The sequence below is a fragment of the Methylotenera sp. G11 genome, assembly GCF_000799735.1.
GTDB lineage: Bacteria > Pseudomonadota > Gammaproteobacteria > Burkholderiales > Methylophilaceae > Methylotenera.
Genome location: NZ_JUHH01000001.1, coordinates 1,853,306 through 1,867,985, shown reverse-complemented (window position 1 = coordinate 1,867,985; position 14,680 = coordinate 1,853,306). Strand labels below are relative to the sequence as shown.

Genomic DNA, 14,680 nt, shown 5'->3' with positions numbered 1-14,680 from the left:
TCATTCGCGCATTTAACTCGCCACCGAATCAATTATCGGTGGGAATACAAATAAGCAAAAACCATGCAAGTTGCCATTCAATTTACAAATTGTTACAATTGATTTAATGTATCATTAAAAATCAATCACTTAAAACAAAGAAAGTCGCAGACTCTGTAAAAAATCGATCACACTCAAAGTTTGCCCTACCACAACACGCACCGATATTGTGCATATTTTCAAAATACGCACCATTTTTGAGCGGAATTAATACGCAACCATCTCAATAAAATGTACTTTGTACCCAGTTGCATATTTAGTCAATTGTATTTACAACTCCATGACTGATATAGGAAATTCATACACCAGGACATATCAATACAGACCCGGATTTTCCAGCGATGCACAGTTATAGTGCAAAAAAAACCCCGCAACATTAATTGCGGGGTTTTATACCAATTCACTCAAGCCATCAGCAACTACATCACACCCTGATCTATCATCGCATCAGCAACCTTGCGGAAACCGGCGATGTTCGCCCCCAATACAAGGTTAGTTGGCTCGCCAAACTCTTTAGCCGCCTCACTTGCATTAGCGTAGATATTTTTCATGATGTTAAACAGCTTGCCATCAACCTCTTCGAACGTCCACTGCTGCATACTGCCGTTTTGCGCCATTTCCAGTTGGCTGGTCGCAACACCCCCGGCATTCGCCGCCTTACCGGGTCCATAAGCGATGCCGGCCTTCAGGAATTTTTCAACAGCTTCCGGAGTGGATGGCATGTTTGCGCCCTCAGAGATGCATATGCAGCCATTTTTCAGCAACACTTCCGCATCCGCCTCGTTAAGCTCGTTCTGCGTCGCACTCGGAAAAGCCGCCTGACATGGCACTGAATACACGTGATTTCGGCCGGCAGGATAGTCAGCCACAGCGGTATATTTCGCCTCCGGATGATGCTCAACATATTTGGACAAACACGCGCCTTCCACTTCCTTGAGCTGCTTAAGAGTGGCCAGATCAATGCCGCTTTCGTGGTAAACCATACCGCGCGAATCGCTGCATGTTACGGGCTTTGCTCCCAATTGGTATAGCTTCTGGATTGTATAGATGGCAACATTACCGGCACCAGACACCACACAGACTTTACCTTCCAGCGTATCACCACGACCCTGCATCATATTTTGCGCAAAATAAACCGAACCGTAACCGGTCGCTTCCGTACGTGCCAGCGAACCGCCCCAGGGGATTTTTTTACCTGTCAGCACACCATCAAAGTTGCCTGTTAAACGCTTGTATTGACCATACATATAGCCGATCTCCCGGCCACCGACACCAATATCGCCGGCAGGTACATCGGTTGTTGGTCCAATGTAACGATACAGTTCCGTCATGAATGACTGACAGAAACGCATGATCTCGTTATCTGATTTTCCTTTAGGGTCAAAGTCGCTGCCGCCCTTACCGCCACCGATCGCCAGACCCGTAAGCGAGTTCTTGAATATCTGCTCAAAGCCCAGGAATTTAATGATGCCGCCATAAACGCTCGGGTGGAAACGGATACCGCCTTTATAAGGGCCTATTGCCGAGTTGAACTGAACACGGTAGCCCTTATTGACCTGAACATGACCTTTGTCATCGATCCATGCCACACGGAACATGATCTGGCGCTCAGGTTCTACGATACGCTCAATAATACTGTGTTTTCTGTATTTTGGATTTTTATCCAGCAACGGACGCAGTGAAGTTAACACCTCGTCAACCGCCTGATAGAACTCAAACTCCGCAGGGCCTGATTTTTTCAATCTGGCAATAGTATCTGCTACATATGGCATGCGCTTATTTCCCTTCATCAATATTAACACTGATAGCCAACCAGCATTAACGCTCTGTTTATGATACGAATTATCTGCTACCGCATCGGCTGGCCTGCATATTAAAGCCGCAAACCCGGATAATTGCACCAAAATGGGAAAGCATTCTGGTGCAATGCACCAAAATGTGCCAAGCGAAACATCGCTACTTTACTGCATATTGATGGAGTTTTGCAACAGACGATAAGAATTACCGTTGTTAATACAACAGCTTATTAATATGGTGGGAAGTATCCTGCAAATACGGCAGAAAGCCGTGGCGGGCGATTCTATCAAGTCAAAATCGCCCTTTTATGCATTATTTTGGTGCAACAGCCTTGAATGCCGCTTTCGCAGCATTAATTGTGAACGCAATATCAGCATCCGTATGCGCAGCAGAGACAAAACCCGCCTCAAAAGCGGATGGCGCCAGATAGATACCGGCATCCAGCATCAGATGGAAGAATTGGTTAAATTGCTCTTTGTTCGCTTGCATTACTTCGGCAAAACTCGTCGGGCATTTTTCACTGAAATATAAACCAAACATGCCGCCCACACTTTGCGCACTGAAAACAACACCGGCTTCTCTGGCGGCAGACACCAAACCATCCACCAGCTTTTTAGTCTGCGCAGCCAGCTTCGCATGGAAATCAGGCGTCTGAAGCAACTTCAATGTTGCAAGGCCAGCCGTCACAGCAACCGGATTGCCCGATAACGTGCCTGCCTGATACACCGCTCCCAAGGGCGCCAGGCACTGCATAATATCCTTGCGGCCGCCAAAGGCGCCTACCGGCAAACCACCGCCGATGACTTTACCTAGCGTCGTAATGTCAGGCCTGATGTTATATAAAGCCTGCGCTCCACCAAGGTGAACACGGAAACCCGTCATCACTTCGTCAAAAATCAACACAGCGCCATGCCGGGTACACAGGTCGCGCAGCGTCTGCAGAAATTCCATGTGTGGCACAACCAGATTCATATTGCCGACAACCGGCTCGATAATGACACAGGCGATCTCATCACCGCTCGCTTCAAACAGGTCTTTCAACTGCTGCGTATTGTTATATTCAAGTGTCAGGGTATGCGCGGCGACTTCCGCCGGCACGCCGGCAGAGCTAGGCTCGCCAAATGTGAGCAAACCAGAACCTGCTTTCACCAGCAAGGCATCCGAGTGTCCATGATAGCAACCTTCAAACTTGACCAGCTTGTTTCGGCCGGTGAAGCCGCGCGCAACGCGAATCGCACTCATCGTGGCTTCGGTACCGCTGCTCACGAGGCGCACCTGCTCCATGCTCGGCACCAGCTTATTGATCAGCTCGGCTATTTCAAGCTCCAGTCCGGTTGGCGCACCAAATGACAGGCTATTTGCCGCCACTTCCTGCACAGCCTTAATGACGTCCGGGTGAGCATGCCCCAGAATCATCGGCCCCCATGAGTTGATGTAGTCGATATATTCCTTACCGTCCACATCCCACAACCTGGAACCCAGCCCTTTTTTGAAAAAAACTGGCGTACCGCCCACACTACGGAAAGCCCGCACCGGTGAATTAACACCGCCAGGAATAAGTTGTTGCGATTTTTCAAATAACTGCTGGCTCTTAGATGTCATAAATTGTCTTTCAGGGTACCTTGTAATTGTTTTGCGTCATTAAATCGATTCCGCACTCGAGACCTTCGATCCATGAAATGAACTGGTTCACCATCGCCTTGCCTACAAACGGCCGGCCATGCTGCGGCACGATAGATTCAATATCCATGGTGCGTACCATGTTTGCCCAGAAGCGGCAGGCTTTATTGGAGGTCATATACCTTCTGTGAAAACCCAGCATGGCAGGCAAGTGGGCATTGAAATCCGTTACCGGTTCAATCGCCAACTCTGCCGGCACCAGCGATGCTCCCAAATCTCCGGAAAACAGGATTTTACTAGCTACGTCATAAAACTGGAAATTACCTTCCGAATGCAGGAAGTGCGCCGGCAATGCTTTAATAATGGTATTGCCCAGGTGTATATTCATGCCGGCATCCGGGATGCCGATAATACGGTCATCTGTATTGCCCACACCACAGAAATGCGGCAGAAAACGCTCCCAGATGGCAGGTGCCAACACCTTGCACTCAGTACCGATCATCCACTTATTGATAGATGCCACGATATCCGGATCCTGATGCGAAGCCAGGATATATTCCAGTTTACGGAAATTAAAATACTTCCCCATACCGACCATCAGGGCGTTATAGGTCATATTGCCACCCGGATCAATCAATGCGCCATGCCCGTCTGTCACGATCAAGAACTGGTTGGACTGCACCGCCTCCGAAGACGCCTTATCCGCCAAGTCATTGAATACTATACAAACATGACTGCCATTGTTAAATAATTCTTTGGCCATTACAGACCTCTCCCATTTTAAGTGAAAGAAGATTATTTCACGGAATAAAACCGATCGATTTAATACATATCAAAAACTCGCGAAAAATCGCGGGCTGCCTGCGTAATTGATTCATCATGATTGCCCGCATTAAACAAAGCGCCGATCACGGCAATTGCATCAGCACCGGCTTCTGCCGCCTGCGCAGCATTTTCCAGGGTGATACCGCCTATTGCAACCAACGGGATCCGCACAAGCCGCTTGGCTTCGGCGAACAAATTTAACGCGGCAACCGGTGCATTCGGCTTGGTGCCGGATGCGAAGCACGCACCGAAAGCGGCATAGTCCGCACCTGCATCTGCAGCGGCCAGCGCCAGGTCCAGCCGGTTATAACAGGATGCACCTAAAATCTTATGCGGTCCCAGCCGGCTGCGCGCTTGGGCCAGGTTGCCGTCATCTGCTCCCAGATGCACGCCATCGGCATCCAGCGTCAGGCAAAGCTTGATGGAATCATTGATAATGAACGGCACCCGGTATTGCCTGCACAATGGCAGAATAGCGCGCGCCTGCTGCGTTTGCAGCTTATGGTCTGCGCGTTTATTGCGATACTGCACGACACTGACACCGCCACGTAGCGCAGCCTCGACTTTCGCAAGCAACACTTCAGTATCTTGCTCATCCGGCGTAACGGCATATAAACCCTGAATTTTGCGGGAAGTCAGCACTGTCATACCGATTGCTTCTAGTGCGCTTTTACGCTGCCGTCACCGGGGTTGATGACCGGATCTTCCTCATCACGCGCCCAGAACATACGGTCTGGAATGTACTGCCCCATACCAGGCCTGAAGCCATTCTTCAGGGTCTGCCATGTATATTCCTGCGCTTCCAGAACCGCCTCTTCGATACTCAGGCCATGCGCCATGCACGCCGCGATCGCACTGGTGAGCGTACATCCGGAGCCATGATAACTGCCTGGCAAACGCTCCCATTTATAGGATTTGATCAGCTTGTCGTTACCATAAAGCGTATTCGTGACTTCCTGCGTACGCTCATGCGTACCGGTAATCAGCACATATTCGCTGCCCATTGCCAGTAACCGTCCTGCCGCATCATCCAGCGAGGTCAATGCCACCTCATCCGTTTCATCTGCGTAGGCAAACCTGCGCGCCTCAATGCTGTTCGGCGTAATCAGCGTGGCTTGCGGAAACAACAGCTCCGTCATCGCACTCATCATTTCATCATTGGTAAACTCATCACCGCGGCCGGAAGTCAGGATAGGGTCTATCAGCAGCGGCACATCAGGATAATCCGCCATAATCTCGGCAATAACCGCAATATTCTCGACCGATCCCAGCAGGCCCAGCTTGAATGCGGAAACCTGCACATCTTCCAGGATCGCACGCGCCTGATCGTTCACCCAGTCTGCGTCCATCGCCAGCACACCGTCCACACCTACCGTATCCTGTGCAGTAATTGCAGTGACTACAGAAAGCGGATGGCAGCCAATGCTGGCAAAGGTAAGAATATCAGCCTGCAGTCCTGCACCGCCGCTTGGGTCTGTACCCGCAAAAGTCATTACTGAAGGAGGTGCCTGATTAGCCATAATGTTTACCACTGATATCTGCTGAAAAGTTGGAGCGGGTGACGGGAATCGAACCCGCGTATCGAGCTTGGGAAGCTAGCGTTCTACCATTGAACTACACCCGCATTGAAGTATTATTTTACTTTATTTTGGATGATTCTGGCTGACTATGCTGGAAGTGTTGTAAAAACCTGCACTAAACAGGTTTATCATACAGTTCGGGAGAGAGTGTCCGGCAGTAATTAACCACTGTTTACACACAGTTGAAGAACACCCTCTCATAGTATAAATTTTTTTATACTTTTAATCCCAATTGCTGCATTTCAGTGTGAATTTTTTTCATATCTTCTTTTGGTGTTTTATCAAATAGTTCTTGAATTTCTTTCGCACAATTTTTACCGCCTGAGTAGCATTTGGAATTATCTGGTAACAACCTTGCTACTGCTATTGATATAAACGTTAGCTTACCTACCAATTCAGTTCTAGGTTTTTCACCACGCAAAAATTCTTGTACTTGTGGTTTAATTTTTTCAATTTTGTTAATAACAAATTCTTCTGCTAATTGACAATCTTTAAACATTGGAGCACTAACAACGGCACCATTCCCCATGCAAACAAATGTCATTTTTTGACCTTTTGATAGGCTAGCAATCTTGTCAATATTTGGATTATCAAAATGAATCTGTGGTGCTAAAAATGGATTTGTACCATTAAGTGTTATATACGGCTCATTACCAAGACCACTATTAATACCTTCGATTTTCCCACTAATTAAAATATCTTTTTTATAGTATTTCTGGTCTGCTCCAACTTGGTTATCTTCATATGCTTTTGCCACCTCTAATGAGGTAGTAACAATTAAACCATCAGACAACATACTGTCGCCACCATCGAGAAAACTATCAACATCATCTTGCAACATAGCATTGAATACTTTTTTCTCTTTTTCATTCAAAACATATTTAGCTGCCTCAGTGTTGTTATTTACTAATTCATTACTGCTGGATGTATTTCCTTCTTCTTTCACACCTTCTTTTTTACCTGCAATCATTCCAATTACAATCAAAACTAGAAAAATTATCCCCAACCACTTCAACATTTTTGTCATTATTGTTGCCTCTTTTTAGTTAAATTTAATATCCTAGCTTACACTGAGTTCACTAGCTTTGCTAAAGCTTTAATGCTGTACTCTTTTGCATGGGTTAATACATTTACACTATCAGAGGGTGTCTTTAAACTGTGTGTAAACAGTGGTTAATTACTGCCGAGACAATCTCTCCCGAACTGTATGATAAATCTGTTTAGCGCAGGTTTTTACAACACTTCCAGCATAGTCAGCCAGAATCATCCAAAATTAAAGTAAAATAATACTTCAATGCGGGTGTAGTTCAATGGTAGAACGCTAGCTTCCCAAGCTCCCAACCCTAGTCTTCAAATTAAATCACGCTTAGGCCTTACCCGCACCATGCCGTTAGATCACACCAGTCATCAGCCCAGTTCAATATCAAGGCTAGCTTGATTATGCGTTATCATTGCACCCATCACGGCTCACCTGAAACCTGCCATTTGTCATTTACGGCCTTAATGAAATTAGAATAAATATTTTCCAACAACTTTAGAATTTGGATATTTTTTTATGAAAAGAAACATTATCTACATACTTGGCATAATGTTTTTTATTTTCTCATCACTCAAATTCACTCAGGCATTCAACCCCATATTACTGATGCAGGCTTTTAAGGAAAATGCCGGCGCCACTGAGTCGCTACCCGCAGAGGTCGTTCATTTGAATTCCCTGATTGCTAAAAATGGACTCCGGGAATTCAACCTGGCTGGCGTATTGAATGAAAACCCGCTATTACATCAAAGGGCTGTCGAATATACCTATCCCGCCAGGCTGGATGCAAACGCCAAAAATGTTTTTGCCCTCGCTGGCACAGCGCTTAAAAACAATTGCCGATTGATCAATCATCAGGAAAATGTAGAACATCATGTTTGCGAATAAACCCCGCGAAGAACAGACGCTATGGCTAGCAGCCGCTCTATGCCTGACCTTTATCGCCAACCAGTATCTATGGCTGCTTAATTTCACGTATATCAGCAGCGCGGCCATCGGTTTATCAATTTTAACGGCCCTGTTCCTCGTCATCAGGTCCGCCAGAGGGAATCCACAAGTTGCTTTTGTGCTGTTGGTTTGCTGCTTCCTGGCCATCACGGCGCTCGGGACAGCCACCACAGCCTGGGATGCCAGGTCTATCTGGTTATTCCATGCCAAGAGAATCTACATGGATGATAATTTACTTGCCCAGCTGGATAATTACGCAGCATTCAGCCACAACGATTATCCCGTGATACTTCCTGCGCTCAGTGCGACCTTGGCAAGGATCGCAGGTCATTGGAACGAGATATTCCCCAAAGCCGGCAACGTATTTTTTATATTGCCGCCGCTACTTGTGATTGCCGTGACCTTAGGCCCCCTGAGGCTCACGCTGCTGTTCGTCACCGGTTTGTTTTTAGTCGTCGGCGGCCTGCTTACCAACGGTTTTATGGATGGAATACTGTCTTTGTATATTGTTGCAACCATGATGCTTTTATCCATGGTGTTTCTTGGATGGCAGGCAAATCTTAAAGTCAGCAAAAGCACATTGTCAGTTGCAGCAATGGCCCATCTGGCAGTGCTGACCGGCATCAAGAATGAAGGCACGATGGCGGCCGTGATCATGCTGTTCTGCCTGCTGCTGACTTTGGCGATCGACAAAAAACGTATCGATATTTCGAGATTGCTGCTGGTATTCACACCCGCTTTTATCATGACCGGGTTGTGGCTGCTGCTTTGCCATCTGCATGGCATTGGTAACGACATTGCCGCAGGCGGCAGCTTTATGGGCACATTTACAGCCCGCATAACCGATGTTAAAAGCGTAGGGTTGATCTCGATTGCCTTGTATTACCAGAAATGGCTTTTGTTTCTGCCGCTGGCAATATGGTCAATCCATGCTTACCAGAAGAAACAGAAAACCGTTGATGCAGCCAGTTTTCTATTAAGATTTGGTTTACTGTATTCATTCAGCCTGTTCCTGATATACCTGGGCTCACCCCATGACCTGGAATGGCACCTGGCAACCTCTGCAGGCAGAACGATGCTGCCGGTGACGCTTACTTTCATGACCTGCTTTTTAATGCTCTTTGCTGAAAACACAGCCATCAGAACTCCAGCGGATTGACATCTACCGCCCACCTGACTTTTGCGGCCAGTTTATGCGCCCTCATCTGGCTGACCAGCTGTTTCAGCAATTGCTGCAAGGCTGGCCGCTGCCTGGCCTGCATCAGCACATAGCCGCGCTCCATGCCTTTCAGGCGTTCCATCTGCGGCCTGACCGGGTCATACACCAGCACCTGCTCGGTCAGGCTGCGCGCCAGTGCAAACGCAAGCTGCAGGAACTGCTGCACCAGCATGTAATCATTGGCCTCCGCACGCAGCAGGGCGGTGAACACATAAGGCGGAAACTGCATCTGCTCCCGTTCTTCCAGTAAAACATTGGCATAGCTCTCATAATCCTGAATACGCAAAGCATTAAACAGGGCATGATCTGGAAACTGCGTCTGGATGATCACCTGTCCGGCTTTATCGGCACGCCCGGCACGGCCTGCCACCTGCATCAGCTGCGCGAACAGGCGCTCACTGGCGCGAAAATCCGGGCTATGCAATGCGCTGTCGGTATCGATCACGCCAACCAGGGTCAGATTCGGAAAATCATGCCCTTTAGCCAGCATTTGCGTACCGACCAGAATATCGATCTCCTGGCCATGAACGCGATCGAGAATCTCGACCAGCGCATTTTTTCGGCTGATGCTGTCGCGATCGACCCGTGCAATGCGCGCAGCCGGCAGCAATTGTGCCAAAGTGTGCTCCAGCCGCTGCGTGCCGTGCCCGGTGGGATGCAGATCCGCATCACCGCAAGCAGGGCATTGGTGCGGTATGCGCTGCTCATGGCCGCAATGATGGCAGCGCAGCTTTCTTTGCGACAGATGCACCACCAGGCGGCTGCTGCAGCGGCTGCATGGTGCGATCCAGTGGCAAGCCGAGCACAACAGCACCGGCGAATACCCGCGCCGATTAATAAACAGCAGTGACTGCTCCTTACGCTCCAGCCTTAAGCGTAACCCTGCGATGAGCTGGGGGGTGAGGCCATGCTGCAAATTCACTTTAGTCGTGTCTATGCAGTCTATCTGCGGCAGCTGCGCAGCCGTTACTGCACGCTCTTTCAAGCGCAGCAAGCCATAGCGGCTGGCTGGCTTTGAGTTCACTGTTGCGTTGTACCAGGTTTCCAGCGCGGGCGTCGCGGATCCCAACACAACCGGAATGTTCAAGCGTTTGGCGCGCACCATCGCCACATCACGTGCATGGTAACGCATGCTGTCCTGCTGCTTATAGGAACTGTCGTGCTCTTCATCGATAATGATGAGCTTTAAATCAGGCAGCGGCGTAAAAATGGAAAGCCGCGTACCGATGATGATTTTTGCCGCGCCGGACTGCGCAAGCTGCCAATGATGCAAGCGCTCACTTTCGCTAAGATTGCTGTGCAAGCTGACCAAAGGAAAATCAGGCAGGCGACTCCTGAAGCGCGCCTCCAGCTGCGGGGTCAGGTTGATCTCAGGCACCAGCACCAGTACTTGGGCATGACCCTGCTGCAGAACGCGCTGCAGCAGCCGGATGTAAACTTCGGTCTTGCCGCTGCCGGTAATCCCATACAACAGCCATGCCTTAAACACACCGAACCCGGCAATAATCTGCTGTACCGCCTCTAGCTGCCCCGCGTTTAACGGTGGCTCCACGGCCTCTGCCATCGCCACCAGGCGCTGCAATGCCGGTACCTGCTCGCTGCTGGCATAACCCAAATCCACCAGTGCTTTTGCGGCCTTACGCGCAGTGGCGGAAATACCATCCAGCTCGGCCTCGGTTAACCGACTTGATTCCTGCAAAGCAGATAACACGCTGCGCAATACTTTCTGTTTCTTTGCGATTTGCTCAACATCAGCCGCACGGCCTGCGTCTGTCAGTTGATAAAGATATTGCTTGCGTGAAACTGCGGGGGCTATCTGGCGCAAACGCGCAGGGAGTGAAGACAGCAAAGCCTGGCCAAACGGGTGCTGATAATAATCAGCACTGAATTTAATCAGGTTCAGCATTTCGGCATCCAACGGCGTTTCTTCCACAAACGCCTGCAGCACGGGCTTGAGTTTCTCTATCGCGATATCACTGCTGCTGGCAACCTCCATCACGATACCGATCTGGCTGCGGCTGCCGAACGGCACCAGCACACGCTGGCCGACTTGTACGTCAAGATCGCCGCTCAGGTAGTCAAACAAACGATCCAGCGGTACATCAAGGGCGATTCTGAGGATAGATTGAGCCAAAATTGTTTGAATAATGTATGTTTAAAGAAAAAATGACAGCAGTAGGTTTACCCAGACTTTCCATTAGTCGATTTACATCTACTTGAATGTTAACTTGCCCATTTTGCGTCTTTTTTATGCAAATTTTTTGTCAATAGAATAACTATTGTCCATAAAATTTGCATAAAAAATCCATCAAACTGTGCGACGTTACCATTTCAAGTCCTAATGGAAAATCTGGGTTAAAATAACCCTTTTAGATTTTATGCAATTATTGTGAAAACACATCTTACCCAATTATTAACAAGCGCCGCAAAATCAATCGCACCGGACATGGCCGATCTGAACATCGTACTGGAACGCCCGAAATCAGCGGAACATGGTGATTTTGCCACAAATCTGGCACTTGTTCTGGCCAAACCGCTAAAACAGAATCCACGCGTCATTGCCACGCAGATTATCGATGCACTGCCAGCCAGTGAGTATATTGCCAAAACCGAAATCGCCGGCGCCGGCTTCATCAACTTCTTTTTGAATCCTCAGTCCAAGCAAGTAGTGATCAAAGAAGTACTCAAAGCCGGTGAGCAGTATGGCCGCAACAATAGCGGCAACCGGCAGAAAGTGCAGGTGGAGTTCGTGTCTGCCAACCCGACAGGCCCACTGCACGTCGGCCACGGCCGTGGCGCGGCAGTCGGCGATTGCTTAGCCCGCCTGCTGGACGCAAATGGCTGGGATGTGACGCGGGAGTTCTACTACAACGATGCCGGCGCACAGATCGATAACCTGACCATTTCTGTACTGGCACGCTGCAAAGGCATTTCAACCGAACATGAAAGCTTCCCTGAAAATGGCTATCGCGGCGAATACATCAATGACATTGCTGCCGCTTTCCTGACCAGACATACCGTAATTGCGGATGATATTGAAGTGACCGCCAGCGGCGACATCAATGACCTGGAATCAATCCGCGCCTTCAGCGTAGCTTACCTGCGCCATGAGCAGGATCTGGATTTGAAAGCATTCCAGATCAAATTTGATGTATTTTCACTGGAAAGCGCACTCTACAAGAACGGCAGGGTTGATCAAACCGTACAGGCTCTGATCAACAGTGGCCACACCTATGAAGAAAACGATGCGCTGTGGCTCAAAACCACAAATTTCGGTGATGACAAAGACCGCGTCATGCGCAAAACCGATGGCGGATACACCTATTTTGTACCGGATGTCGCTTACCATGCAGAAAAATGGGAGCGCGGCTTTGTACGCGTCATCAACGAGCAGGGTGCCGATCACCACAGCACCATCACGCGCGTGCGCGCCGGCCTGCAGGCATTGAATGCCGGCATCCCGCAAGGCTGGCCTGACTACGTGCTGCACCAGATGGTCACCGTAATGCGCGGCGGAGAAGAGGTCAAGCTCTCGAAACGTGCCGGCAGTTATGTCACCTTGCGCGACCTGATTGAAGAAGTAGGCTGCGACGCAACCAGGTATTTCCTGGCAGCGCGCCGTGCCGACTCGCAACTGGTATTTGATATTGACCTGGCACGCAGCCAGAGCAATGACAACCCGGTTTACTATATTCAATATGCGCATGCCCGTATCTGCAGCGTACTCGGCCAGTGGGGCGGTGATGCCGCAAGCCTGGCTTTATCAGACCTGACACCGCTGAATAATGCACACGAAACCGCATTGATGCAGCGCCTGGGCGAATATCCGGAAATTGTTGCCAATGCCGCTACTGAACTGGCACCGCATACCATTGCCAACTACCTGAAAGAATTGGCGAGTGACCTGCACAGTTATTACAATGAATATAAATTCCTGATTGATGACGAACCGCTTAAACTGGCGCGACTAAGCCTGATTCGGGCAACGCAGCAGGTGCTTAAAAATGGCCTGGATTTACTCGGCGTTGAAGCCAGACAAAAAATGTAACTTCAATTTCAATGTAATGCATGAATAAATTGAATGGAAGATAAGGATTCATAAATGAGCAGAGATTACAAACCTAGTCCGGAACGCACGAAAAGGCAGAATAAAGGCAACCCTTTCTTTTCCGGTTTATTGGTCGGATTTTTACTGGGTGTTGCGGCGTCCTTAGCCGTCGTTATGTACATCAAAGGCGGCAAAAGCCCATTTGCCGAACAGACTGTTGCCAAAAAGCCACTGGCGGAGAAAATCGCTGAGGATGCCAAAAAATCGGCAGATGCCACTGATAAAACGTCGGCAGATACTACCGCGGACAACGGTGATAAAACCCGTTTTGATTTTTACACCATTCTGCCTGGCAGCGAGAGCAAGGTAACGACAGAAGATCTCAACATTAAAGAGCAGCAGCCGCAACCGGTAGTGCAGTACACTTATTACCTGCAAGTCGGTGCCTTCCAGACCAGTGAAGAAGCCGACAACATGAAAGCCAAGCTTGCCCTGCAAGGCTTCGAGGCTGTAGTGCAAACCGCGGCCATCCCGGACAAAGGGGTATGGCATCGCGTGCGTGTCGGCCCGCTGAATAACCTGGATGACATCAATAAAGCCAAAAGCGACCTGGCCGCCAATGGCTTCAAGGCTGACCTGATCAAAGTGAATAACGAAAACCAGTAATTCAAAGCAAAGACTGTATCGTATGAATTTTGCATAGACGTCAGGAACGTTTATGCAGTTTGTCAGCCAAACGCGGAGACAATGCGTTGTGTTAACTGCCATGTTGCAGATATGCCGATTCAAACGACAGTTAAACGATAGATTGAAAACCGTAAAAAATAACAAAACAGTACTCAATAATATAGTTCAAAAGGAAAATTTAATGAAAAAGCTATTCGCCGCCTTAATGCTGCTTGCCTCATTCAATGTAATGGCAGCAGACCCTGAAATGGGCAAAGACTTTGATCGAACCGTACAGGCTATCCCTAACGATAACCCTGCCAAAATTGAAGTTGTGGAACTGTTCTGGTATGGCTGCGGCCACTGCCACCACATGGAAGCACCATTAAACGCATGGGTAAAGAAACTGCCTGCCGATGTGACATTCAAGCGTGTTCCGGGTTTACCTAACGCATCATGGGCGCCTATGGCCAAGGCTTACTACGCCATGGAAACATTGGGTGTATTGCAAAAACTGCACACACCGCTATTTGATGCGATTCACAAACAAAAAACCCTGAACCCTACCGATGAAAAGGCAGCGATTGATTGGGTAACCAAACAAAGCGGCCTGGACAAAATCAAGGTGGAAGAAGCATTCAACTCCTTCTCAACGAATGCCAACCTGAAGCGTGCTGCAAACGTGTTCCGTGCATCAGGCGCGACTGGCGTACCTAGCCTCATCATCAATGGCCAGTTCATCACCTCAAGCACCATGGCCGGCAACAACGATGCTGCGTTAAGAACCGTTGATTACATCATTAACAACATCCGCGCCGACAAAGCAAAAACCGCGAAAAAATAAAATGCATTAAATGGCAGCAATTTTCACATACGCTGCGTTTTAACTGCGGATAGCAACC

General features: G+C 48.8%; 12 protein-coding genes and 2 tRNA genes. 6 read left to right on the top strand and 8 right to left on the bottom strand.

Annotated elements, in window-relative coordinates; genetic code table 11:
• Positions 1-458: 458 nt before the first annotated feature.
• The 7 genes from gdhA to GQ51_RS08635 all read right to left on the bottom strand — a co-directional run bounded on the left by gdhA (position 459) and on the right by GQ51_RS08635 (position 6,888).
• Positions 459-1,811, bottom strand: coding sequence for an NADP-specific glutamate dehydrogenase (gene gdhA / locus GQ51_RS08665; RefSeq protein WP_047554066.1), 1,353 nt, complete (start codon positions 1,809-1,811; stop codon positions 459-461).
• Between the two features lie 337 nt (positions 1,812-2,148).
• Positions 2,149-3,438, bottom strand: a complete 1,290-nt coding sequence (hemL, locus tag GQ51_RS08660; RefSeq protein ID WP_047552146.1) for a glutamate-1-semialdehyde 2,1-aminomutase — start codon at positions 3,436-3,438, stop codon at positions 2,149-2,151.
• Between the two features lie 10 nt (positions 3,439-3,448).
• Positions 3,449-4,219, bottom strand: a complete 771-nt coding sequence (locus GQ51_RS08655) for an MBL fold metallo-hydrolase (protein WP_047552145.1) — start codon at positions 4,217-4,219, stop codon at positions 3,449-3,451.
• Positions 4,220-4,278: 59 nt separating this feature from the next.
• Positions 4,279-4,929 (bottom strand): thiamine phosphate synthase, encoded by a 651-nt coding sequence (gene thiE, locus GQ51_RS08650; RefSeq protein WP_047552144.1) that lies wholly within the window; start codon positions 4,927-4,929, stop codon positions 4,279-4,281.
• Positions 4,930-4,940: 11 nt separating this feature from the next.
• Positions 4,941-5,801 (bottom strand): bifunctional hydroxymethylpyrimidine kinase/phosphomethylpyrimidine kinase, encoded by an 861-nt coding sequence (thiD, locus tag GQ51_RS08645; RefSeq protein WP_047552143.1) that lies wholly within the window; start codon positions 5,799-5,801, stop codon positions 4,941-4,943.
• A gap of 30 nt (positions 5,802-5,831) precedes the next feature.
• Positions 5,832-5,905, bottom strand: a tRNA-Gly gene (locus GQ51_RS08640).
• Positions 5,906-6,075: 170 nt separating this feature from the next.
• Positions 6,076-6,888 (bottom strand): OB-fold protein, encoded by an 813-nt coding sequence (locus GQ51_RS08635; RefSeq protein ID WP_047552142.1) that lies wholly within the window; start codon positions 6,886-6,888, stop codon positions 6,076-6,078.
• A 269-nt stretch (positions 6,889-7,157) separates the two neighbouring features.
• On the opposite strand from GQ51_RS08635, the gene GQ51_RS12420 reads away from it, so the two are divergent.
• The 3 genes from GQ51_RS12420 to GQ51_RS08625 all read left to right on the top strand — a co-directional run bounded on the left by GQ51_RS12420 (position 7,158) and on the right by GQ51_RS08625 (position 9,004).
• Positions 7,158-7,246, top strand: a tRNA-Gly gene (locus tag GQ51_RS12420).
• A 170-nt stretch (positions 7,247-7,416) separates the two neighbouring features.
• A complete protein-coding gene (locus GQ51_RS08630) occupies positions 7,417-7,785 on the top strand; it encodes a hypothetical protein (protein WP_152604128.1) in 369 nt (122 codons plus the stop codon).
• Positions 7,772-9,004 carry a hypothetical protein gene (locus GQ51_RS08625; protein ID WP_047552139.1) on the top strand — a complete coding sequence of 411 codons (1,233 nt, stop codon included), beginning with the start codon at positions 7,772-7,774 and terminating at the stop codon, positions 9,002-9,004. Before GQ51_RS08630 ends, GQ51_RS08625 begins: the two co-directional genes overlap by 14 nt.
• Here GQ51_RS08625 and GQ51_RS08620 read toward each other — a convergent pair.
• Positions 8,985-11,198 (bottom strand): primosomal protein N', encoded by a 2,214-nt coding sequence (locus GQ51_RS08620; RefSeq protein WP_047552133.1) that lies wholly within the window; start codon positions 11,196-11,198, stop codon positions 8,985-8,987. The genes GQ51_RS08625 and GQ51_RS08620 overlap by 20 nt on opposite strands.
• A 255-nt stretch (positions 11,199-11,453) precedes the next feature.
• On the opposite strand from GQ51_RS08620, the gene argS reads away from it, so the two are divergent.
• From argS to GQ51_RS08605, 3 genes are all read left to right on the top strand, one after another.
• Positions 11,454-13,112 carry an arginine--tRNA ligase gene (gene argS, locus GQ51_RS08615; protein WP_047552131.1) on the top strand — a complete coding sequence of 553 codons (1,659 nt, stop codon included), beginning with the start codon at positions 11,454-11,456 and terminating at the stop codon, positions 13,110-13,112.
• 54 nt (positions 13,113-13,166) lie between these two features.
• Entirely contained in the window at positions 13,167-13,778 is a 612-nt protein-coding gene (locus GQ51_RS08610) for an SPOR domain-containing protein (protein WP_047552129.1), read from the top strand.
• 202 nt (positions 13,779-13,980) lie between these two features.
• On the top strand, positions 13,981-14,622 hold the full coding sequence (locus GQ51_RS08605; RefSeq protein WP_047552127.1) for a thiol:disulfide interchange protein DsbA/DsbL: 642 nt from the start codon (positions 13,981-13,983) through the stop codon (positions 14,620-14,622).
• The last annotated feature ends 58 nt before the right edge of the window (positions 14,623-14,680 follow it).